Source organism: Paenibacillus sp. GCM10027628, from assembly GCF_042676385.1.
Lineage (GTDB): Bacteria > Bacillota > Bacilli > Paenibacillales > NBRC-103111 > Paenibacillus_E.
On sequence record NZ_JBHTHA010000051.1, the window covers coordinates 43,425 to 65,084 of the forward strand.

Here is a 21,660-nt window from a genome sequence, read left to right on the forward strand (position 1 = left end):
CATGATGATGAGCGAAGGCAGGTGAAGCCATGAACTGGGGTCGGGCTAAAACGATTTTAATCCTCTCATTTTTGATGTTAAACATGATTCTCGGCTTCCAGTTATGGTCCGCCAATCGGTCCAATCAGACGGAAATCGCTTCCGATACTTCGGGGACGGTAGAAGAGCTGAATCGGGTCCTCCGCAGCAAAAATATTCGCTTAACGGAAGATCTGCCAACCGATTTGCCTAAGCTGAAGGTCATCACAGTCAAGTTCGATGAGAGCATGAAACCAAGCGAGAAGAAGACGCTGAAAACGCCGATTACAATGGCTACACTCCTAGGCAAAGGCGCTAGCAAAGAAGTGCAAGCACGGTCGGAAATTCCGCATTTTGAGCTGTATCAATTCGACTCGGTTACGAGTAAGAACGGGGTTTATCTATTCAATCAAGTATTTGGGAAATTGCCGCTGTTTGATGTGAAAGTGGAACTGAATGAGCAGAATGGAGAAATTACCAGTTACCGACAAGCGTACGTTGAAGTAGAATCAGGAGTAGAACAAACCGAGCAAAAGCTCATCCCCGCTCAATTGGCTGTTCGCAGCTTAGTGGATAATTATTTGAGCGAAGGTTCGATTATTACGGAAGTACGTCTTGGTTATCATGGGCAAAATTACAATTCGCAAACACAGCCGATGTTCCCGCACTGGCGGGTAACGATCGATAATGGGGATATCTATTATCTGCAGGCATTTAACGGGGCGGTAGAGCCTCCTCAGAAAGGTTCGGAGCTTTCGCCGTTTGCTACGCCGGAGGTTGATGGCAAGAAAGACACGGCCTCAGACAAAGGCAAGGATAATAAAGACGCCAAATAGAGCAGGCAGCCTAGAAGGACGAACAAGGCTTGTGATAGAGGAGCAGGAATATGGGAGTAAGATTTACGGTACTGTCGAGCGGTTCGACGGGAAATGCGACGGTCGTGGACAACGGTGAGGTCAGGCTGCTCGTGGATGTGGGTTTCAGCGCGAAGAAGATGGAGCAGTTAATGAAGGAGCGGGAGCTCGCGGCCAGCAGTATAGATGCGATTCTGGTTACGCATGAGCACTCCGATCATATCAAAGGGCTGGGTGCTTTTGCCCGCAAATATGATCTCCCGATTTATGCAAATGAGAAGACATGGGAAGAGCTGAACCGGCAAATCGGCGAGATTGCAGAAGGTAATAAACGCGTGATGGAGACCGGGTCTGCGGAGGAGTTTGGCACGATGAAGGTCGAATCCTTCGGGATTTCCCATGACGCGGCGGAGCCGGTCGGGTACTGCTTTTATGAAGGTGAACAGAAGCTAAGCGTCGTCACGGATTTGGGCTATATGAGCTCGAAGGTAAAGGAGAAGATTACCGATTCCGACGCCATGGTGCTGGAGACGAATCATGATGTAGAGATGCTTCGCATGGGCCATTATCCATGGAGCATTAAGCGTCGGATTCTCGGGGATAAGGGCCATTTATCCAATGAAGCCGCAGGGGAAGCGCTCTGTGACGTGTTGACCAGCAAGACGAAGTCCGTCTATATGGCGCATCTCAGCCGTGATCATAATTTAATGGATTTGGCCAGGCTGACCGTGAATAATATACTACAGGAGCGAGCCCCTGAGGCCAAGCAGCTGCGCCTTATGGATACATATTTTGACCGACCTACGAAATGGGATGTGCTGGATTCGGAGTGAGTGCGGCGTCCAGTTCCTTGGACTTCTGTTGGAGTTCTTGCGCGGTAATGACGCCTTTATCGACAAGGAGCTGGATGAGAGATGAGAGAATGAGGGATTGGTGATAATGGCTTTCCTTCAGGTCTGCCAGCTTGCCGATCATATTAATTTCATCGAAATGGGAATGAATCCGGTTCATTGTGCACGCTCCTTAGATTTTTGCGGAGCAATACTGGTTTCGTAAGCATCCGCTTGGGATCTGGATTAAGTTTCGGTTAAGTCTAGTATTTCTTTAAGAGATTTGGTTTACTATTATTGTAGGCAAGTGATGATCGAAACATTCCTAAATTTTATCAAATGATGAAAAAGCGTCACCGTCAGCGAGGGGGGATCCGGTATGAGTTTGTTTGATGATGATTTTTATTCGACCAAAACGTCAAGGGAACGGCAGCAAAAGCAGCCTGTTTGGCGGCCTAAAGGGTCGTTCCAATTTGCAAGCTTTACGGATCGAAAACGAAATGTAGCTATAATCGCTGGACTTGGCGGTGCGCTGCTGATGTTGATCTTCATGTGGGTCATCGGCCTGACCACGCGTGACGTAAGTAAAACCGCGATTGCTGTTCCGGCTTCGGTGAAAGCTGAGGCGCATCCGATGAATAATGACACGGTCGTCACTGCGACGGAGAAAATTAAGCCGGCTGTAGTGAGCGTCATCTCCTCCAAGAAGGATGATAAGGGGCAGGAGACCGGGATAGGCATCGGATCGGGCGTCATTTTCGGCCGAAATGGCGATAAGGTGCGCATCGTCACGAATAGCCATGTCGTGGAGAACGGGAATCAATACGAAATCGTAAATTTCCAGGGTGAGCATCGTAAAGCGACTTTGGTCGGACGTGACCGGGTGACCGATTTAGCGGTATTGGAAGCGGATGGGAAAGATGTTAAAGTGATTGCGGAATTCGGCGATTCCGAACAGCTGCGGGCTGGCGAGACGGCGATTGCCGTCGGTAATCCGTTAGGGCTTGGTTTCTCCCCTACGGTTACACAGGGGATTATTTCGTCACCGAAGCGCACGATTCCGGTTGCGCTTTCGCGCGATGGCGGCGATTATGACTGGGAGATGGATGTCATCCAGACCGATGCCGCCATCAATCAAGGGAACAGCGGCGGGCCGCTCGTTAACATCGAAGGCAAGGTGGTAGGGATCAACTCGATGAAGATTGCCGACACGGGCGTGGAAGGATTGGGTTTTGCCATACCGATCAATAGTGTGAAGCCGGTCATCGAGAGCCTGATTACGGATCATAAGGTAAAACGCCCGTTGATGGGGGTTTCTACGCAGGAACTGCAAGCTTTTACGGGAACGGATGTATTAAAGCTCCCTGCAGATGTGAAAACTGGAGTTATCGTCTTCGACGTTTCCGGTCCTGCCAAGGATGCGGGGCTAAAGGCGCAGGACGTCATTGTACAGCTGGATGATCGCAAGATCGACAGCACGATTTCGCTTCGCAAGTATTTGTACAACGAAAAGCGAATCGGCGATAAAGTCAGCGTGATTTACTACCGCGGCGGGAAAAAATTGAGCGCAACAGTTACCCTTGCGGAAGCGAGCGATAAATAAGCGTGTGAGCAACGACGCGAATGGTCGAATGAGAGACATTTGTGAGTGACCGGAAGCTGGATGGTCGAATGAGAGACAGATGTGAGTGAACGGTTGAATGAATGAGAGATATGTATGAGTGAACAGAAACCGGATGGTCGAATGAGAGACAGATGTGAGTGAATGACACGTGGATGAGAGAGGTACTTGCATGTATGTAGTTTGTAAAGATCATGTCGAAATCGCAATCGATGAGTTCGTTGATGAATACGAGGAAGCACCGGACATTGTGGATTTGCAGAAGACCCACTTTGCCAATTGGGAGCCACCGACACATTGCGAGCACTGCATGGCGTCAGCGCGATTTCTAGTTGTATGAGGGAGGCGGAGGCCTTCCTTTTTTGTTTTGCTAGGGGTTGTGGAGCGGGAGAATGAGTAGGAAGACGTATACGAAAACAGCTAGAGAGACAAGCATAGCTGCTGTTATAGACAGAACCACAGATACAACGACAGGTACAACGACAGGTACAACGACAGGTACAACGACAGGTACAACCATAGCCGATTGAGATGTAAAATGTACATGTTTTATTGACGGATAGCTGCTAGGACGCAATCAACCTGCAAAACCTACAAGTGAATAGCATGAAATAGCCCTGAATTAGGGCAAATGGGGCAAATTACATGTAAGAAATGCAGGTTGTGGGCTTAAAATGGCGATTTTCGGCGCAGCAACATGTAGAAAATGCAGGTAGCAGAGTGCGGCCGGGGTTCATTGGTTCGCTATAAAGAAAAGGGGATCGGTCGTGCATATACAGATACTTACCGTAGGGAAGTTGAAAGAACGCTATCTCGTCGACGGGATTGCGGAGTACGTGAAGCGCCTTGGGCCTTATGCCAAGGTGCAGATCTTAGAGGTGCCGGATGAGAAGGCACCGGAAAACATGAGCCCTGCTGAGGAGCAGCAGGTGCGCGTGAAGGAGGGCGAGCGGCTGTTGGCCAAGCTCGCCCCGGATACATACGTCGTGGCGCTGGCCATCGACGGCGAGATGTGGACGAGCGAGCAGCTGGCGAGCTCGCTCGATAAGCTGGCCACCTACGGGCGCAGCCAGGTGGCCTTTGTCATTGGCGGCTCGCTCGGGCTGTCGGGCGAGCTGCTGCGCCGTGCGGATATGCGGCTGTCTTTTGGCCGCATGACGCTGCCGCACCAGCTGATGAGGCTGGTGCTGGTGGAGCAGATTTATCGCGCGATGCGGATAAATCGGGGGGAACCATACCATAAGTAGGGCGAAATTTTTGGCCTTTACCGTTCAAGGGGAGCGGAAAGGATTATGTTACACTAACTGGCAGTTTAATTACGAAGACGAACAGCAGGGCACTCCACGAAGTAGAATGCCTGCCACAAAAGTGTTTTTGACTACATATAACATATTAGTACAAAATGATTAGCTTAGTTTTTGCAAACCTTTGAACCATACGGCTTTAATGGATAGGGTATCCGAGATATTGGTTGTCGGATCGCCATCGACCAGTATTAGGTCAGCGCGCGCACCCTCGGCAATACGGCCACGATCATGAAGACCGAACCGACGGGCCGGTTTCGAGGTAGCCGACTGAAGCGCTTCTATCGGAGTGAACCCGGCCGTAACCAGCAATTGCAATTCATGATGTACGCTGGCTCCATGAGCGAGGCCGCCAAGATTCGGAACGGGAACGGGGGCGACATCCGTCCCGACCAGAATATCCACTCCAGCATGGTGAAGATCCATCACATTTTTAAAGCTATTTTCCATTTTTCCTTGCGGGAAAGTATTGAAGCTAGAGTTCAAAATATCGATCCATTCCGGACTTAATTTGGAATAAACACGCGGGTCATTCGCCAACTCCGATGCCGGGTTCCCAAGAATGGACGAGTTCAACACCAAGCACGGTGTAACAAACGCGCCAGAATCGACGATGGATTGCACTAACTCCGACGTATACTCGGGCCTGTCGATAAACAGGTGGCCCAATCCGTCCACTCCAAGATCGATGGCGGTCTGCGAAGAATGAGCGGTCAAGACGTGGGCGATGACGACTTTATCGAACTTATGGGCTTCTTCCACGGCTGCTTGTAGAATCTCGTCGCTTAAAACAGGCAGGCCAGGGGCACCCATGACCGTTCCTTCTTCAATCATGATTTTTATATAGTCGGCGCCATTCTCCACCTGGGTATGCACATGTTTGATCGCTTCTTCCACCGTCGTTACTTGCGGCACTTCTTCGTGATCGTGGGCGTAAGCGGCTAGCATAGCTTCCCGGTCTTCCCTCGATAACTTCTCCAATTCTTTTAATACAAATTCTGGGGTTTCATCCCCATCTGGCAGCAATTCATCCGGATGACCGCCCGGAGCGGTGATCGCCGTTCCTGCAGAACGGACATCGGCGAGGTCATCCACATTTTTCAATTGGATCGCGCGTCCTCTTTCCGTAAAATCACCGTTCATTTCGAGTTCTGTCGTCACGCCGAAATTTAATGCATCTCGTAATCCACCGATGGAAGTGTGGACATGCGCATCAATCAAGCCGGGCAATAAGGTCGCATTCTCAGCATTGATGATAGTTGCATTCGCCGGAATGTCGCCGCCCACCGCAATAATGGTTCCCCCTTTGATGACAACACTCCTTGACTCGATCACTTTTTCTCCATCGAAAATACGCGCATTCGTAATTGCAGTCACTTTTTCTAACGGAGAGTATTGAGTTACATTCTTCATTTCTTATTCCTCCTTAGCGAGATATTGTACACTTAGGAGTATAAAAGTTAGAATTCTAACTGTCAATAAACTAATTTTTGTTTGACGAGTATGCTAGTTTTCTGTATAGTCTATTTACCGACAGTTAGCTTTCTAATAATTTGAGGAGGTGCGATCATGAAGCCCCGTAAGGATACGCCTTATCTGGATTTGTTTCAGATTATCGGCCTTAAGTTAAAGAAAAGAGCGGACGAAAGCATAAAAGAGTTGGGTTTAAACGCTCAACAAGGAAAAATAATCGACTATATCTACGAAAACCAAGATAAAAATATTATTCAAAAGGATCTTGCCAATCAGTTTCACGTGCGAGGAGCCAGTATTACAAGCATGCTTCAGGGCCTTGAGAAAAGAGGATTTATCGAGCGTAAGATCCCTGCCAATAATGAACGGCAAAAAAATATATATGTTTTGCCCAAAGCCGTTGAATTGATTGAAGACTTTAATGACTCCTTCCAAAGCGTAGAGGACGAAATCGTCCAAGCCCTTACCGAAGAGGAGAAGCGAATCTTAAAGGAAATGCTGATCAAAATTAATGAACGCTTATAATTGAGGTTGGAATCTTAAAAGCTTAATAGTGACTACGACGATTGATTAAAGCTAACGGGATAAGTCAGGATCGGGGAGTGCCCTTATCCTGCCTTTTTGCGTGTTATATGTTTTCTACTGTACTAAATTATCCAATTCCGACTGCAATTTGGTCCGCAGAATATACAGCATGATGGCACCAACAAGGAACGCGACGGCATCCGCAATGACGAGCGACCAGACCACTCCGTGGAAGCCGTTCATTCGATTGGCGATATACAACACAGGAATCAGAGTAATTCCTTGAACAACGGACATTATAAACGCGGCGGTTCCTTGCGCTGTTGCTTGGAAGATCCCCGTAAACAACGTGGTCACTCCTGTAATGAACAAGGATAAGAACGTCACATGCAGAATGTAGCTGCCATTGAGACGATTGGCCGACCGGCTGGGGATTCAGGCTCCCTCTCTGGACTGGTACTTCAAGAGCAAGCAAGACCTATACCAGCGTCTGGCCAACCAGGTTTCAAAAATTATTCTTTCCGCCTTCTGGACTCCCTGAGCGAGACGGATGCGGGACTGTTTCGGAGGATGTACAAGAGCGGGATTTTCGAGTTGATGGGGACCGACGGGGCGTTTGAGTTCGGCTTGAAGCTGATTCTGTTGGGGATTGAGCAGGTGATTAAGGAGCAGGAGAAGTAGAATGTAAAAACCGCTCACCCGGTTATCGGGTTGGCGGTTTCGATGGGACTTACCGGTTATCCTAAATCAAGGGGTTTGAGAAAATTGTCGTGAAAGCTAGAATTCTGTAACATGAGTATCCTTTATAGTTAAGAGAGTATTCCTTTCGTACTAGACTAATGGTATAATTTGTTAGGAAAATATGGGTAATTAGTACCAATTTATCTTTTGTAAATTATTATTTAGGTGGTGTGTAGATGCGTAAATTGATTTTAGGAGTGGGGTTGTTTTTTGCAATAGCATTCGTCTGGGCGTCGGGTGTTTATGCAGGAGCAAGTATTGAGAAAATTGAAGCTTATCTCAATCACGAAATTATGTTTAAGATCGACGGCAAGGTCTGGATCCCCAAAGATCAAGATGGAAAAGCTTTGTCTCCTATTGTTTATGATGGGGCGTCTTATTTGCCGGTGAGAGCTATGGCGGAAGCGACAGGAGTTGCTATTGACTGGGATCAGGCGACGAAAACGATTCTGCTTAATACTAAGAGAGACTCCAGCGGCGAACCGTACAAAGATGCCAAATCATATAATGGAAATGGCACTTCAATACCTAATACGGACTCACAATCAGGTACTTCGACTGCCCCAACTAGCGTATTTAAGTATGGAACAAGCGATAAACCTTATTCAGATCCACTATTTAGCATGAAAATAAAGCAAGGTAAATATGTCAGGTGGATAGACGATTCTGATGGTAAGCATTTAATGTCCATGATCGTTGCAAATAATACGTACTCTGAAGATAGTCATCTTGAATTTGATACGAATGGAATTTATTACAGCCAGATGGATTTTAATTTCAATTGTCCCTCATGCTCGGCCGCAAACCCTGTCGAGGTGCGCGTCCTCACACAGGACGGGGTTGAAGCTGCAAAATTTACTTTTACAAATACTGAAAAAGATTACAAAATGCAAGGGATGACGATTGGTCTTAATGGTCCTGTTTCAAAGGTTATCATTTGGGTACGCTCAGTCTCCGGTGCTCCTATCGAATTTCGTATCTTGCCGACAGCCAAATTGGATTATTATCCAAATTAATTTAGTGAATACGAAGGCCATCCCGCAAGGGATGGCCTTATAACTTGCCGTTACAGACAGCGAGCTGAACCGTATCACAAGTAAGGTGGAACTTAGGCTCCCTTTTCAAAACCACTCCTGGCCTGAACTGTTCTTCGTGCGGCGGTAAAGGCTTGGGAGGCTAAATAAAACACGATGGAATACCCAAATTGCCACCATCCCAAGAGAAAACCCTTGAATAATATCTATCTTGTAACTCATCAGAATCCGATATAATGAAGAGAGGATGATCACAGCTAGATTAGAGGTGCCGAACCATGATTTTGAGTACCAAACTTCATATTCCGCCAACGAGGCGCGATGGACTGATGGAGCGAGTGGCGATCACGGAGATTTTAAATAAAGGGTTAAAGAGCAAGCTGACAGCCGTAACGGCTCCCGGGGGGTATGGCAAGACAACTGCCTTGAGTCAGTGGCTGCAGCAGTCCGGCATACCTGCTGTATGGGTTTCCCTCGATCCGCAGGATAATGACCTGATCCAGTTTTGGAGCTGCGTGATTGCTGCTGTCAGCAGTAGGCATCCTCATTTTGCCGAAGCGGTGAGCCCACATCTCTCCTCTCTTAAATTGGGAGCCTTTCAGCCTTTCATCACGGCCATGATCCAGGAGCTTAACCCGTACTCGGATCAATTGGTCATTGTTTTTGACGATTATCATGCGATTGATCTTGCTTCCATTCACGCATCGGTGGCTTATTTTCTCGCGTATCTGCCCGCTCATATCCACCTCTATATAACAAGCCGTGCAGAAATGCCTTTCCCGGCAGCAAGGCTGCAAACGACCGGTCAGATGGTGAAAATCACGATTCAAGATTTGCGTTTTCAGGTCGAGGAAGGGACTCGCTATTTTCAGGACTGCATGAGATTATCACTCTCGGAAGATGAAATAGCGAATCTGGTCAGCCGCACGGAGGGATGGATCAGCGGACTGCATCTGGCGGCCATTTCGCTGCAAAGAAGCAGCAGCTATTCCGAGTTTATCCGCGCTTTTAGCGGGGAAAACCGCAGTATATCCGACTATTTGTTTCAGGAGGTTTTCAGTCTCCAGTCCGAAGAGATGCAGTCTTTCCTCATGCAAACTTCGATCTTGGACAGGATGAACGGCCCCTTGTGCGAGGCTGTTACAGGACAGGCCGACAGTCAGGTGCTACTGGAAACACTGGAGCATCAAAATTTGTTCATCGTCCCCTTGGATGAGCGGCGGGAATGGTATCGCTACCATCATTTGTTTTCTGAGTTTCTGCAGAGGCTCTTTCGGCAGAAGTATGCGGCAGCGTCGAAGCCTTACCATGTCAAAGCGGCCCATTGGCTGGAAGAGAACGGATTTATGAAAGAAGCGGTTGAGCAATTGCTGATGAATGGGGATCCTGCTGAAACAAGCTCCTTCATCGAGAAGCACTTGCGGGACTTTCATATTAAGAGAGGGTTCGATCAATTGCCTTGGAGCGCGGATACGCGTGCCTGGGATTCACGCGCGCTGCGTACGTTGCCGGAGTCCTGTTTTGAGGGGAAGCCGGGCCTCCAGTTTCTTTATATCAAAGTGCTGGTGGAAGCGGGTGAATTTGAGGCCGCGGATTCCCGGCTTCGTCTCATGGAGGATAAACTCTCGGAACCGGAGTGGAAACCTTATGCAGGAACGGTGCTATATTTTTCAGCGGGCGTTTCCGTTTACAGGAAGGACTTTCGACGGGCGAATGAATATTTCGAGCTGTTCGACCGGCAGATGCCAGAGGGCGCTCATTTCCAGTTGATGGAGGCGAACTCGTATTCGTTCACTTTTGATACGTTTTTGACCTTTTTCGGCGATCTGCACGAAGCAGAGCGGTTCTTGCATAAATGGATCAAGGTATGGGAGGACAGGGAGAACTACCCGTTTGTCGGCTATTTATACAATTCATACAGTTGGCTGTCCTATGAATGGAACCGCTTGGAAGAGGCAGAGATTTATGCGGATAGGGTACTGAGGTCTAAATGCATGCAGCCCTATGCCCTTATTTCGGTAATCGCTTATATCGTTGCTGCGCAGATTTGTCAGGCGAACGGAGATTCGGCTAAAGCGTTCGATTTGCTGGAGCAGGCGAAATCCAAGATTCATTCGGCGGATAAAAGTCTTTTTATGAGGAAAATAGAGGCGGAGCAGGCGTACTTGTCGCTGATGAACGGATCTTTCGATCGGAGCTGGCTGCGATCATGCGGAATGCAATATACCGATACGATCCTACCCGGCTCGATTAGGGAATATCAGCACTTGGCCAGGGCGCTAATGGAGTGCGGAAGGTTTGACGAAGCTTTACCTCTGCTCGAGCAACTGTATCGGCTTGCCGATGAGCAAGACCGGCTCTGGGATAAGGTCAAACTGACCGTCCTGCAAAGTATAGTCCTCTATCGAAAGGGCGATACGGCGAATGCTGCGATTAAACTGGAAAACGCGCTCCAATTGGCGGAACCGGGTAAATTCATACGCAGTTTCTTGGATGAGGGAAAAGCGATGGCCGAGCTGCTGCATGAATATGTCCGGCAAAGGCAGTGGCACTCTAACCGGAGATCTGCAGTTGTACCCTTGAACTATGTCGAAGATTTGCTTCGCTTGATGAAGGAGCATACGAATAAGCAAGAGGTACCGAGGTCTCTGTTGACCAATCAGGAGCTAACGATCTTGCGGATGATTGACATGGGGCTGTCGAATAAACAAATTGCCGAACAGCTCCAAATCACAGCCGAAACGGTAAAGAGCCATTTGAAAAACATTTACAGAAAACTGGATGTAAACAACAGAGTACAGGCGCTGAAGCAAGGAAAAGAGCTGAAATTGTTGTAGCGAGAGTTATATCGCGATAGAAGGGTAACGACATTACACAATAGATACGAATGTGAGAGGTATCGGGGAAGGTCTGCTTCGTTGGCTGGTGCATTAAGGCTATTAAATTGAGAAGATGTCTCTTGATCGATCAAGAGTTCATCTTCTTTTTTTGTGCGCGAAAAAGGTTCAATAGATATACTTTGATAATCATGTTTATAATGGATCGTTTTGGTCAAACCTGCAAAATGACATGAATGTAACTTAAGTATGCACAATGATGGAGGTACCCATGACGCAGTCTTGGATCAGGTCAGGCCGAAGTTTATTTATTGTATTCTCCATTATCTTCTGGGTGAAGTTCGCCCTGCTGCGATACTTTCTTTTTGGGGAAGTCGATTTGAAGTGGTGGCTTGTGGATTTATCCAGTCTCCTTGTCTTTAGCGGAGTCATAGAGATTTGTTTCTCTCATCGTGCCAAGCGGTTGGCGTATTGGGTATTCAATGCAATTTTGTCGCTGATCTGTTTTGCGGCTACTCTTTATTTTGAACATTTCGGGTCGGTCATCACGTATACATCTGTTTTGGAAATAAAACAGCTTATGCAAATTTCCTCGAGCATTAAAGCAACGATTCATCCGTTGGACTACTTATTTTTCGCCGATTTCGTAATCGGCTTCGTTATTTGGCTGGCGACGCGGCGGCGCGGCTCCATCCTGGTCGATGAACGGCCAATGCGGCGGTTTGTGCTAGCTATGTTGACACTGGTCTGTATCGGGGTGTCTGCGTGGTTCGTCAAAACAGACAAGGGCATTACGAATGAGCTCGTTCGGGCCGAGCAGCTTGGCCTTGTGAATTACGAGGTTACCGTCGCTGTTAACGGAATAAGCGAAAAAAACAAAATGAATTTCTCGAATTTGACACAAGCCCTAACGGTTATCAATCAGGTAGAAGCCGGCTATGGATATAATCAGGTGGCGGATCCCGCCCAAAAGCCGAACTATTTTGCATCGCAGCAAGGCATGAATGTCGTTGTTGTGCAGTTGGAGGCGTTTCAAAACTTTTTGATTCATCTTTCCTATCAAGGCAAGGAGTTGACGCCTGTACTTAATAAGTTGGCGGAGGAAAGCTTCTACTTTCCTCATATTTATCAACAGATCGGCCAAGGCAATACATCCGACGCCGAATTTATGTCCAATACGTCCATTTATCCGACAGGCACAATTCCGATGTCAACCGGCTATGGCGACCGGCAGCTTCCTAGTCTGCCAAAGTTGTTGGAGGGTAAGGGATATGAAGCGGACACGTTTCATGTAAACGAAATTCACTTCTGGGATCGGATTAAATTGTATCCTGCGATCGGGTTTACTCATTATTTTGACAAGCCCTACTATTCCAATGATAATTTCAATTCGTTCGGGGCTTCCGACGAAGAACTGTTCCGTGTAGGCAATGACAAGCTTACCGCGCTGTACAATCAAAAAAAGCCCTTCTATGCGCAGTTTATTACGGTATCTAGTCATTTTCCATTCACAGTTCCCGTCACTTTTGAAAAAATGACAATACCGCCTGCATTGCAGGGACAGGAGATCGGCAATTATTTAGAAGCGACCAATTATGCCGATTACGCGCTGGGGACGTTCATCGACAAGCTAAAAGCTTCCGGCATGTGGGATAAAACCCTTTTTGTCGCTTACGGCGACCATTTCGGCTTGCAGCCGGAGGATATTAAGCCTGATACGCTAAGCAGCGAGCTGGGGTTCACCTATCATGAGAGGGTCACACGATTTAACATCCCTTTGTTTATCCATATGCCGGGCCAAACGAAAGGGCAAGTGGTCAATCAAGTAGGCGGGCAGCTGGATATTATGCCGACCATCGCCAACCTGCTGGGTATATCGTTGCAGGATGAGGGATTCGTCCACTTTGGCCAAGATTTATTGAATATCCAGAAAAATGCGTTTGGCATGAGATACTATTTGCCTACCGGCTCGTTTTTCAATGACCATATTTTGTTTGTTCCCGGCAAAGGGTTCGATGACGGAACGGCGGTTTCCCTGGAGACGCTTCAACCTGTTGCTGATTTCACAGCGTACAGAAGCGATTATGACTATGTCATGACTTTGATGAAATTGTCAGATCAATATGTGAATCTGCTGCCGAAGCGTTAATCGAATATTTTCCATAATTGGATTCAATCGCGAGCTAGGAGGAAGAAATGCGCCGCTGTATAATGAAATCATTATAGGGATCAAGTTTCGGGTGAGGGAAGGAAGCGCGATGGACAGAAGGACTTTTTTGAAATGGATGGCAGGCGCTCTTACCCTTTCATTGTTTGGAGAATTTGGCGTTGCGGCGCAGCGGCATTGGAGCGGGATGAATAAAAATTCCACACCTGCTGAATTCGTCCATCAACCATCTGCTTCACATATCTCCGATGATGAAGTGCTTATGTCGATGTATATTTTCAGTGATCTGCATATTTCTCGAGACCCACAAACGCCTCGGAAAATGAAACAAGCCTTGGATGATTTAACCTCGCGTGAAAATCCGGTTGATGCGCTGATTATTACAGGGGATTTGACCGATACCGGGACGGTAAGTGATTACAGTCTGTTGTCGAGCATTTTAGGCAAATACAAGCTCCCTCCTATTGGAGCAAATATGGGGAATCACGAATATTATACGATTTGGATAGACGCTCATGGTAATTGGAAAAAATCGGCGATGCCAAATGGCAAAACGAATGAGATTTCCCGTCAGCTGTTTTTAGACTTCATGAAGTATAAGAAGCCGTATAACGAAATGACGATCCAAGGTTATACAGTGCTTCTTTTGTCTCAAGAAACCTATGTTCTAGAGCATCCGGAGGTCGGAGAAGGCGCTTGGTACTCGGATGAACAGATGGATTGGCTTGAGAAACGTTTGTCCGTTGTCTCCAAAGGCGGGAAGCCTGTTTTTGTGATGATCCATCAACCGCTTCCGCCGGTCGGCGAGGATGGCGGGAGTCATTTTTTAATACGGGCAAAACGGTTTCGCAAAATATTGGAGCCTTATTCGAATGTGTTTGTGTTCTGCGGTCACCGCCATCAGGATTTCACGAATGGCACGGAACACTATGTTAAGGAAACATTCCACTTGTTTCACAATTCCTCGGTTACGAGACCTCTTGACCGCAATTATAATGAAATTTGGAAGGACCATGCACAAGGCATCTACTTGCAAGTTTATCGGGATAAGGTGGTCGTTCGCGGTAGAGAGTTCAGTAAAAAATCTTTCATTAGGGAAGCTGAATGGACGATTCCGCTGGAGAAAAAGGTATGAAACAGGGGTGAGGATGGTAAACTTATGGTCACATACGTCGTACATTGCGTTTGTCGATAATCGGAACATAGATAGGACTTATGACTCGTTGCCGCTATTCGCTAAGTAGGAAATAAAGATTGTTTGTATGATTGAGAAGTAAACAGTAGATTGCAGGCTGTACAGCGAGGATCAGAATTAAGAATGGCTATAGAAGAAATCATTCTATATTCCCCTGAACCACAATAAAATCCCCCTTTCCTATCCCCCATTTGGGGGATTTTTTTATGTCGAAAATAACCTTAGAATTAACAACAGAGTCGACAAAACACGAAAATTGTCACAACTTTCAAGGTCTAAAGTACTAAAAAATGATAGGAGTGAGGGGTTCCATGTTTAAGAAAAGCAAAGGATTGAGGAAACAGGCAACGGGGAGGCTTTTATCTTTCCTGTTAGCTTTGGCGGTAGCCATCGTGCCGTTCAGCACGAGCTTTGCATCGACGGCACATGCATTAACGTCAACGGTTTCGCAACTTACATTGCAAAGCGCTGTCATTGGCAATGCAAACCATGATGTTACACTGACATTCAATGTGCCTGTGGTTGGGGCATCTGGGAGTTGGGAGTCATTGATCGAGGCAAAAGGAACGAACGACGGAGCATTTAATAGTATTACGAATACTGAAAGTGCGTATGCGTCCATCAGCGGTGGGGCTGTCATTGTTCATTTCTATTCCGCTCTAGTCGGCGATGGCAACCTGATTCGTATCAAAGCAGGTGCTCTAGTGGGAGATGAGAATCATCCCGACAATTCGTTAACTTCAGACCTGGTAAGTACTAAGATTGCGGCACAAGATTTGGCTGCCCCTCAACATGTGAGCACAGCAATCAGCAGCGATCTGAAAAATGTAACTCTGACATTTAACACTACGGTACAAACGGCAACTTATTTGGATGAAAATTCGGTAACCCAGAATGTATATCTATACGATTTTGTAAAAATAGCTAGTACTTTAGATGAATCCGGTTGGACATCATTAAGCAAAGACTCTCAAATCTCAGTAAACGGTAATCAAATGGTTATCGCGTTCGCTTCGCCATTAAGCGGAGACAAATGGATTCGAGTAGAAAGTAATGCTGTACAGGGCACCAACCGCATAAAGAACCAAGAGATCGTGACGGAATTGAACACAAATCCGATTACTTATTCCTCCTTTAATCACTACAATAGTTATTATGGTACGAACTCGGAATTAGATCTCTTTTTCAGCCAAGAAGTTCTCAATAATTCTTTAAGTGACGATGCATTAAAAGCGGCTGTTACCATTTCTAATGATAATGGTGCGACATTTAGGGCGTTAGGTGTAAATGATTCAGTTAGTTTCAATAATAACTATGATTTTGGCTTTATTACTCCCTTTAGATCGAAAGATAACGGAAATCTCCACCTTCATTTCTTTACGTATTTAGCACCAGGCAGTTATAAAGTTAAAATAGCGGCGAATGCGTTGAAAAGCAGCATCGGTCTTGCCGCCGGCGAATTGACGACAGATAAGATTGACGTGAGTGATGTTACTGCACCGAATTATGAGAAAGCGGAAGTTAGCCCAGATCGTAAGGTTGTGACACTTACATTTGATAAAAAGCTTTATGATAACAGTGCAAATGTAAATCCATGGTGCTTGTGCGAACCACAACCTTTATCTAATTATGTAAAAATACAAAGAAGCGAGTATAGTGGCAACTGGCAAGATTTAAACTCCGGGGATAGCGTTGAATTAATTGATAATAAATTAATAGTGAACTTGCATACAGCAATTACTGGAACTAACAATAAAATTGCTATTTACTCAAATGTTCTTAAAAATGAATTCGGATATGTTCAGTACTCTGGTATAGTAACGAGAGCTATCGATGTATCGACAACTGCTCCATATTTGCATTCGACCATTGATAACCTTAACCAGGATTGGACGCTCTTTTTCAACAGAAATGTAAAAAGCAACATAGCATCAATGGATGATCTTAAAGCTGCCATTAAACTGTTGATTGGCGGAGTGGAGAAGCCTTTAGATCCATCCGCGACCGTCACTTTTATTGACAATAAAATGGTACTCCATTTCTCGGAACCACTAGCCGACAATAATATCCAGGTTCAAATTAAAGCAAACGCAATTGCGGATTCCGATAATAACGTTCTGACGGATCTCATTGCAACAGAAGCATTATCGCCAAATAATTTTTACCCTCCAAAATTTGACATGGCTAAATTAATATCAAACCATTCAGTAGAGTTACATTTCAATGGTCAATATAACAATACAAGCTTGGTAGATAATACAATGGATGCAACGGGTTCCCATTTAAAAGCGGCTGTGACGTATTCAACTGATAAAGGGGCAACCTTCTCAGCTCTGCAAGCCGATGAGGCGGTAACCGTAAACGGTAGTTATCTCGAAGTTTATTTCCATAATGTCATCCAAGGAAACCTGCAAATCAAAGTTGCCGGGAATGCTCTCAAAGATACATCCGGCAATATTATGACAACCCCTGTAGTAACTGGTGATATTGATACGAATTTTGCCCCTTATTTAGTGGGATCTTTTTTTAGCGATACTCAGAGTGTTCTAACTTTTGAAGACAATGAACTTTGGAGAAGTAAGATCCAGAAAATTGTTTTACAAGAGTACGCAAACGGTAATTGGAATCAGAGAGTTATGTTGCCGGATGAGTATTCGATAAGTGCTGGTAAACTTGAGATTCCTAAAGGTGTTTTAGAACAACAAGTAAGATACCGTGTCATCGTTTACGCGGATGGATTTAATCCAATATATTCCAATTATTTGACAGCTATTCAAGCCCAAGATTCTTACTATATAACTCCAGTTACAATCGATACGACAAGTGGAATTACGGCAAAAGTGAAGATTGCGAAAAATAAGTCTTTGGGTCATCTGAACGTCATCTTCCAATTGATGAATGATAAAACACCGGTTAGCATTGTTTCCGCAGAATCAGACTATTTCTACGCAGGAACATTTACTGCGAACTTTAACGTAGCTGATGCAGCAACGAACCCAAAATATAAGGTAAGAGCTTTCGTTGTGAGTGAATACAGCAACAGCCCATCATCGGTTGGAGTAAACCTGGCTACGCCAATCACTGACGCGGAGTATGATTTCTTACAAAGAAATGGAAAAAATAATAACAATTAATTTCACGTTGAAACTGCCTCCTCAGGGCAGTTTCAACTACTAAGAAAGCGAGGGAATGAACAACGTGAAACCGCTAAAGCTTATGCTGAGCTCATCGATCGCTCTTTCCATAGCATTGGCCAGTACAACAATAGCCCCCGTATTGGCATCAGCAAGCCAACCGACTTCTCAAGTCAGTATAGCTGCAATTTCATCTATAAATCCTGGAGGAACGGTAACGATCACCGGCACATCAACAAACTCCGAAGTCATCGTGAAGGTCATTCGACCGACGGGGAGTGTTTTGTTTTTCGATATTGTTAAAGTAACGAATGGAGCTTTTTCTGATTCATTTGTTTTGAGCAGCAGCGAGTCTACCGGCACTTATAAAGTGGTCGCCGGACAAGCTGATACTGTAGACACGAAAGATCTTGTTGTTACTCTGCCACCTGTACCACCTGCACCACCAGGACCTACCGGCGGTGGAGGTGGCACATCCAACTCCAACATTATTAATCCTGGCAATGTGGAAATAAGCCCCGGTGCTATCACCGCTAACAAAGTTACGGGTCCTGACGGCAAGGTTACGACCACAGTTACCATAGACAATAAATTTTTGAACGATGCTTTTAGCCAACTCAAGAGCCAAGGCAAAACGGATGGATCGCCAGTCATCGCGATTAAAATCAACAGCGTAGACGCTAATGGTAAAACCAACGTTTCGGTCCCGGCATCCATACTTTTGGAAGGAATGAAAAATGTACCGAATGCGGTGTTTCGAATTTACTCGGAAAAGGAGTCGTACTCACTTCCTTTACAGTTGCTTGACTTTGAAGCCATCGCCAAGTCATTAGGCGCAGATAGTTCAGCCGTAACCCTTCATGTGAATATTTCGGTCATGGGACCGGATATCGAGAAGCAGATTCAAGAGAGTGCCGGAAACAAAGGAGCCACTTCTCTAGGCCATTCCGTTGATTTCGGTGTTACCGCTGAAGGTAATGGTAAAACAGAAGAGCTGAACAACTTTGGAACTAACTATGTGGACCGGAGCATTGTGTATACAGGAACTGTAGATCCGAAGAATTCAACAGGAATCCTTTATGACCCAAAAACTCATGATATTTTCTTCGTTCCGACCGTTTTCAGCGGTAATTCCGATGGAACCACACAAGCGAATATCAAACGAAATGGAAACAGTATCTATTCCGTTGTGACCTCCAATAAAACGTTTGATGATATCAAAGGACATTGGGCTAAATCCGATATTGAACTGTTGGCGTCCAAAATGGTCGTTAGCGGTACATCCGATAAGGATTTTGCCCCGGATCATAACATTACGCGAGCAGAATTTGCTGCCTTGCTCGTACGTTCACTTGCTTTAACTTCTGATGCGGCGTCAGCTTCATTCAAAGACGTTCTAGCAACCGATTGGTTTGCGGGTTCCATTGGCGCCGCGGTTAAAGCCAAATTGGTTAGCGGCTATGAAGACGGTACTTTCAAGCCTAACGCGCCAATCACCCGTGAGCAAATGGCTGTGATGGTAGCGAAGGCACTTAGCGCCGCTGGAAAAACAGTAGACAGCCAATCTGAGGCATTAAGCAAATTTAGCGACAATCTGCAAATTAGCGATTGGGCGAAGGCATCCGTCTCACAATCTGTAAAAGCGGGCATTATTTCAGGGATGACTGATACTACTTTCGTTCCATCCGCCAATGCAAGCCGCGCTCAAGCTGTTGTCATGCTGAAGCGATTGCTTCAATACGCACAATTTATCAACTAACAATCTGTTATACTGAAAAACAGTATCCAAAGTAGGCAGCAGCCTGCGTAGGGTACTGTTTTTTGTATTTGCGACGCTTAAATAGAATCTCTTTTAAGAAAATTTCAATGATTTCCTGATAAAATGAGTAAAATTAAAGATATTACTTACGCCGGGAGGTTGATTCCGTTGAAAATATTGATCGTTGAAGATGACCTTCCGCTGCTTGAAGCGATTAAGGAGATTTTCGAAAATGAATCCTTCGATACGACAGGCGTTTCGACGGGGGATGAAGGATACTACTTGGCGGAGCAAGGGAGCTACGACCTTATCGTTCTTGATGTGATGCTGCCGGGCATGAACGGTCTAGACGTCGTGAAGCGATTGCGTACCCAGCAAGTCTCAACGCCGGTCATCATGCTGACAGCAAAAGATAGCGTCGAGGACTGCGTGAGGGGACTGGACGCCGGGGCTGACGATTATGTGACGAAACCATTTGCCGTTACCGTACTGCTCGCTAGGGCAAGGGCCGTATTAAGAAGACGCGGATCCCTTGATCTGGATGGGGAACTGTCATGCGGGCAAATTCATCTTGCGCCTAATTTAAGGGATGCTTTCGCGGGCGAACAGCCCCTAAGATTGAGTCCCAAAGAATATGAGCTATTGGAATTTTTCCTGTGCAATAAGGAACAGATTTTATCCAGGGATCAAATATTCGAACGGATTTGGGGATTCGATTCAGAATCTGCTTCGACTGCCGTTGATGTTTATATTCACCATCTGCGCAAGAAGCTTGCACCATATGGAGGGGATCTCTATTTAAAGACGATTCGCGGAGTAGGGTATTTATTTAAAGGAGATTCTAATGTTCAATAAAACGCGTGCTCGATTGGTTCTGTTAAATTCCGCTGTGCTGGTGTTAATTTTAATCGTAGCCGGGATCATCTTGTATGCTCATTTACGCTACCGGCTCTATCATCAAGTTGACGAAACTATTCTCAATACGGCAAAAACCATGCAGTCCGGTTCTATTGATCAAATGCTTCAAGTCGATCATCCGGAACCTGATGCTGACCGGAGAACATCCTACTTTTTCTGGGATAAGCAGGGAAATCTGATCAATCAATATCCGAAGCAATCGTTCACCTTAAATGACGCTTCGCGTTTCAAAACGATGACGAACGATGGATCTTTGCAAAATGTGACGGCAGACGGGCGGGAATATCGGGTATTGGGATTCCGTAATCCAATGAACGAAGCGGCTGATGCAACTTCACTACCCCATGTTGACTATGTAATCGTCGTGAGAAGCCTAGAGGCAGAAAATAGAATGCTTCAAACACTTCGTACGGATCTTGCCTTGGGTGGCGCGGCAGGTTTAATTTTTTCCGTTTTGGCGGGTTTCTATTTGGCTGGTCGTGCCCTTGTGCCGATTCGCCGGTCATGGAACAAACAACAGCAATTTGTTGGGGATGCTTCTCATGAGCTGCGCACGCCAACATCGGTTATCCATACTCGTGCGGAGCTTTTATTTCGTCACCCGCAGCATACGATTGAGCACGAAAGTCAGAACATTGCCGTCATTTTGAAGGAAAGCAAGCGGATGGGGAAGCTGATCGATGATCTGCTGACACTGGCCAGAACCGATTCCAACCAGCTTCAAATCCATGAAGCCGCCATACCGCTGTATCCTATTCTGGAAGAAACTGCGGAACAATTTCAACTGCTGGCGGAAATTAAGTCCATTCAAATGAATTGCCATTTCGAGCCTTCTGTGATACAGGGGGACGAAGGTCGCCTCCGGCAATTATTTATTATTTTGCTGGATAACGCGTTAAAGTTTACCCCACCCCACGGTTCCATTGAGTTTACCTGTCACAATTTGCCGCATTCCGTTAAGATCATGGTGAAAGACAGCGGCTGCGGGATTGCAGAGGCTGATCTTCCTCATATTTTTGAACGGTTCTATCGGGGAGATAAGGTACGTTCCCGCAATGAAGGCGGAACCGGTCTCGGACTTTCTATCGCTGAATGGATTGTACATGCGCATAAGGGGAGCATTCGCGTCACTTCCCAGGTTTCTGTAGGTACTGAATTTCAGATCATTTTCCCAAGAAAATAATAACTTACGAGTTTTAAGAAAATTTAAATGTTCGCTCCTTATAATAAAAACTATCGATGAAGAAGGG

At 46.0% G+C, this 21,660-nt stretch carries 17 protein-coding genes and 2 pseudogenes; 16 read left to right on the forward strand and 3 right to left on the reverse strand.

Going from position 1 to position 21,660, the window contains the following annotated elements; genetic code table 11:
* Positions 1–29: 29 nt before the first annotated feature.
* Complete coding sequence (gene yycI, locus ACFQZT_RS31070) at positions 30–854, forward strand: two-component system regulatory protein YycI (protein WP_379306618.1); 825 nt, start codon at positions 30–32, stop codon at positions 852–854.
* Between the two features lie 50 nt (positions 855–904).
* A complete protein-coding gene (locus tag ACFQZT_RS31075; protein WP_379306620.1) occupies positions 905–1,705 on the forward strand; it encodes an MBL fold metallo-hydrolase in 801 nt (266 codons plus the stop codon).
* On the opposite strand, the gene ACFQZT_RS31080 is transcribed toward ACFQZT_RS31075, so the two are convergent.
* A complete protein-coding gene (locus tag ACFQZT_RS31080) occupies positions 1,674–1,883 on the reverse strand; it encodes a hypothetical protein (RefSeq protein ID WP_379306622.1) in 210 nt (69 codons plus the stop codon). The genes ACFQZT_RS31075 and ACFQZT_RS31080 overlap by 32 nt on opposite strands.
* 198 nt (positions 1,884–2,081) lie before the next feature.
* Here ACFQZT_RS31080 and ACFQZT_RS31085 point away from each other — a divergent pair, with 198 nt between their 5' ends.
* From ACFQZT_RS31085 to rlmH, 4 genes are all read left to right on the forward strand, one after another.
* Complete coding sequence (locus ACFQZT_RS31085) at positions 2,082–3,305, forward strand: S1C family serine protease (RefSeq protein WP_379306624.1); 1,224 nt, start codon at positions 2,082–2,084, stop codon at positions 3,303–3,305.
* Between the two features lie 190 nt (positions 3,306–3,495).
* Positions 3,496–3,663 (forward strand): CxxH/CxxC protein, encoded by a 168-nt coding sequence (locus ACFQZT_RS31090; protein ID WP_379306625.1) that lies wholly within the window; start codon positions 3,496–3,498, stop codon positions 3,661–3,663.
* A 52-nt stretch (positions 3,664–3,715) separates the two neighbouring features.
* Positions 3,716–3,853 (forward strand): hypothetical protein, encoded by a 138-nt coding sequence (locus tag ACFQZT_RS31095; protein ID WP_379306627.1) that lies wholly within the window; start codon positions 3,716–3,718, stop codon positions 3,851–3,853.
* A gap of 237 nt (positions 3,854–4,090) precedes the next feature.
* Positions 4,091–4,570: a 23S rRNA (pseudouridine(1915)-N(3))-methyltransferase RlmH gene (gene rlmH, locus ACFQZT_RS31100; RefSeq protein ID WP_379306629.1), complete on the forward strand. Its 480-nt coding sequence runs from the start codon at positions 4,091–4,093 to the stop codon at positions 4,568–4,570.
* Between the two features lie 159 nt (positions 4,571–4,729).
* Here the strand turns inward: rlmH and ACFQZT_RS31105 are convergent, their stop codons facing one another.
* Positions 4,730–6,040 (reverse strand): amidohydrolase family protein, encoded by a 1,311-nt coding sequence (locus ACFQZT_RS31105; RefSeq protein WP_379306631.1) that lies wholly within the window; start codon positions 6,038–6,040, stop codon positions 4,730–4,732.
* Between the two features lie 156 nt (positions 6,041–6,196).
* Between ACFQZT_RS31105 and ACFQZT_RS31110 the strand changes: the two genes are divergently transcribed.
* Positions 6,197–6,625, forward strand: a complete 429-nt coding sequence (locus tag ACFQZT_RS31110; protein ID WP_379306633.1) for a MarR family winged helix-turn-helix transcriptional regulator — start codon at positions 6,197–6,199, stop codon at positions 6,623–6,625.
* A 114-nt stretch (positions 6,626–6,739) separates the two neighbouring features.
* Here ACFQZT_RS31110 and ACFQZT_RS31115 read toward each other — a convergent pair.
* Positions 6,740–7,030, reverse strand: a pseudogene (locus ACFQZT_RS31115) (MATE family efflux transporter); the annotation flags it as partial.
* A gap of 1 nt (position 7,031) precedes the next feature.
* Between ACFQZT_RS31115 and ACFQZT_RS31120 the strand changes: the two are divergent.
* From ACFQZT_RS31120 to ACFQZT_RS31160, 9 genes and pseudogenes are all read left to right on the forward strand, one after another.
* Positions 7,032–7,306: pseudogene (locus ACFQZT_RS31120) on the forward strand (hypothetical protein); the annotation flags it as partial.
* Positions 7,307–7,542: 236 nt separating this feature from the next.
* Positions 7,543–8,382 carry a stalk domain-containing protein gene (locus ACFQZT_RS31125; protein WP_379306635.1) on the forward strand — a complete coding sequence of 280 codons (840 nt, stop codon included), beginning with the start codon at positions 7,543–7,545 and terminating at the stop codon, positions 8,380–8,382.
* A 296-nt stretch (positions 8,383–8,678) separates the two neighbouring features.
* Positions 8,679–11,237 carry a winged helix-turn-helix domain-containing protein gene (locus ACFQZT_RS31130; RefSeq protein ID WP_379306637.1) on the forward strand — a complete coding sequence of 853 codons (2,559 nt, stop codon included), beginning with the start codon at positions 8,679–8,681 and terminating at the stop codon, positions 11,235–11,237.
* A 271-nt stretch (positions 11,238–11,508) separates the two neighbouring features.
* Entirely contained in the window at positions 11,509–13,386 is a 1,878-nt protein-coding gene (locus tag ACFQZT_RS31135; protein ID WP_379306639.1) for an LTA synthase family protein, read from the forward strand.
* A 109-nt stretch (positions 13,387–13,495) separates the two neighbouring features.
* The gene (locus ACFQZT_RS31140; protein ID WP_379306641.1) at positions 13,496–14,539 is read left to right on the forward strand and encodes a metallophosphoesterase family protein; all 1,044 of its coding nucleotides are present in this window, start codon (positions 13,496–13,498) and stop codon (positions 14,537–14,539) included.
* A gap of 371 nt (positions 14,540–14,910) precedes the next feature.
* On the forward strand, positions 14,911–17,733 hold the full coding sequence (locus ACFQZT_RS31145) for a hemoblobin-interacting domain-containing protein (protein WP_379306643.1): 2,823 nt from the start codon (positions 14,911–14,913) through the stop codon (positions 17,731–17,733).
* 55 nt (positions 17,734–17,788) lie between these two features.
* Entirely contained in the window at positions 17,789–19,492 is a 1,704-nt protein-coding gene (locus tag ACFQZT_RS31150) for an S-layer homology domain-containing protein (protein WP_379306645.1), read from the forward strand.
* A gap of 168 nt (positions 19,493–19,660) precedes the next feature.
* Positions 19,661–20,347, forward strand: coding sequence for a response regulator transcription factor (locus ACFQZT_RS31155; protein ID WP_379306647.1), 687 nt, complete (start codon positions 19,661–19,663; stop codon positions 20,345–20,347).
* Positions 20,337–21,593, forward strand: a complete 1,257-nt coding sequence (locus tag ACFQZT_RS31160) for a sensor histidine kinase (protein WP_379306649.1) — start codon at positions 20,337–20,339, stop codon at positions 21,591–21,593. The genes ACFQZT_RS31155 and ACFQZT_RS31160 overlap by 11 nt, the downstream gene beginning before the upstream one ends.
* Positions 21,594–21,660 lie beyond the last annotated feature (67 nt).

What these genes read in the sequence shown, in the direction of transcription:
- yycI (WP_379306618.1), top strand. Translation starts at nt 30, where the DNA reads ATGAACTGGGGTCGGGCTAAAACGATTTTAATCCTCTCATTTTTGATG.
- ACFQZT_RS31075 (WP_379306620.1), top strand. Translation starts at nt 905, where the DNA reads ATGGGAGTAAGATTTACGGTACTGTCGAGCGGTTCGACGGGAAATGCG.
- ACFQZT_RS31080 (WP_379306622.1), bottom strand. Translation starts at nt 1,883, where the DNA reads ATGAACCGGATTCATTCCCATTTCGATGAAATTAATATGATCGGCAAG.
- ACFQZT_RS31085 (WP_379306624.1), top strand. Translation starts at nt 2,082, where the DNA reads ATGAGTTTGTTTGATGATGATTTTTATTCGACCAAAACGTCAAGGGAA.
- ACFQZT_RS31090 (WP_379306625.1), top strand. Translation starts at nt 3,496, where the DNA reads ATGTATGTAGTTTGTAAAGATCATGTCGAAATCGCAATCGATGAGTTC.
- ACFQZT_RS31095 (WP_379306627.1), top strand. Translation starts at nt 3,716, where the DNA reads ATGAGTAGGAAGACGTATACGAAAACAGCTAGAGAGACAAGCATAGCT.
- ACFQZT_RS31105 (WP_379306631.1), bottom strand. Translation starts at nt 6,040, where the DNA reads ATGAAGAATGTAACTCAATACTCTCCGTTAGAAAAAGTGACTGCAATT.
- ACFQZT_RS31110 (WP_379306633.1), top strand. Translation starts at nt 6,197, where the DNA reads ATGAAGCCCCGTAAGGATACGCCTTATCTGGATTTGTTTCAGATTATC.
- ACFQZT_RS31125 (WP_379306635.1), top strand. Translation starts at nt 7,543, where the DNA reads ATGCGTAAATTGATTTTAGGAGTGGGGTTGTTTTTTGCAATAGCATTC.
- ACFQZT_RS31130 (WP_379306637.1), top strand. Translation starts at nt 8,679, where the DNA reads ATGATTTTGAGTACCAAACTTCATATTCCGCCAACGAGGCGCGATGGA.
- ACFQZT_RS31135 (WP_379306639.1), top strand. Translation starts at nt 11,509, where the DNA reads ATGACGCAGTCTTGGATCAGGTCAGGCCGAAGTTTATTTATTGTATTC.
- ACFQZT_RS31140 (WP_379306641.1), top strand. Translation starts at nt 13,496, where the DNA reads ATGGACAGAAGGACTTTTTTGAAATGGATGGCAGGCGCTCTTACCCTT.
- ACFQZT_RS31145 (WP_379306643.1), top strand. Translation starts at nt 14,911, where the DNA reads ATGTTTAAGAAAAGCAAAGGATTGAGGAAACAGGCAACGGGGAGGCTT.
- ACFQZT_RS31150 (WP_379306645.1), top strand. Translation starts at nt 17,789, where the DNA reads ATGAACAACGTGAAACCGCTAAAGCTTATGCTGAGCTCATCGATCGCT.
- ACFQZT_RS31160 (WP_379306649.1), top strand. Translation starts at nt 20,337, where the DNA reads ATGTTCAATAAAACGCGTGCTCGATTGGTTCTGTTAAATTCCGCTGTG.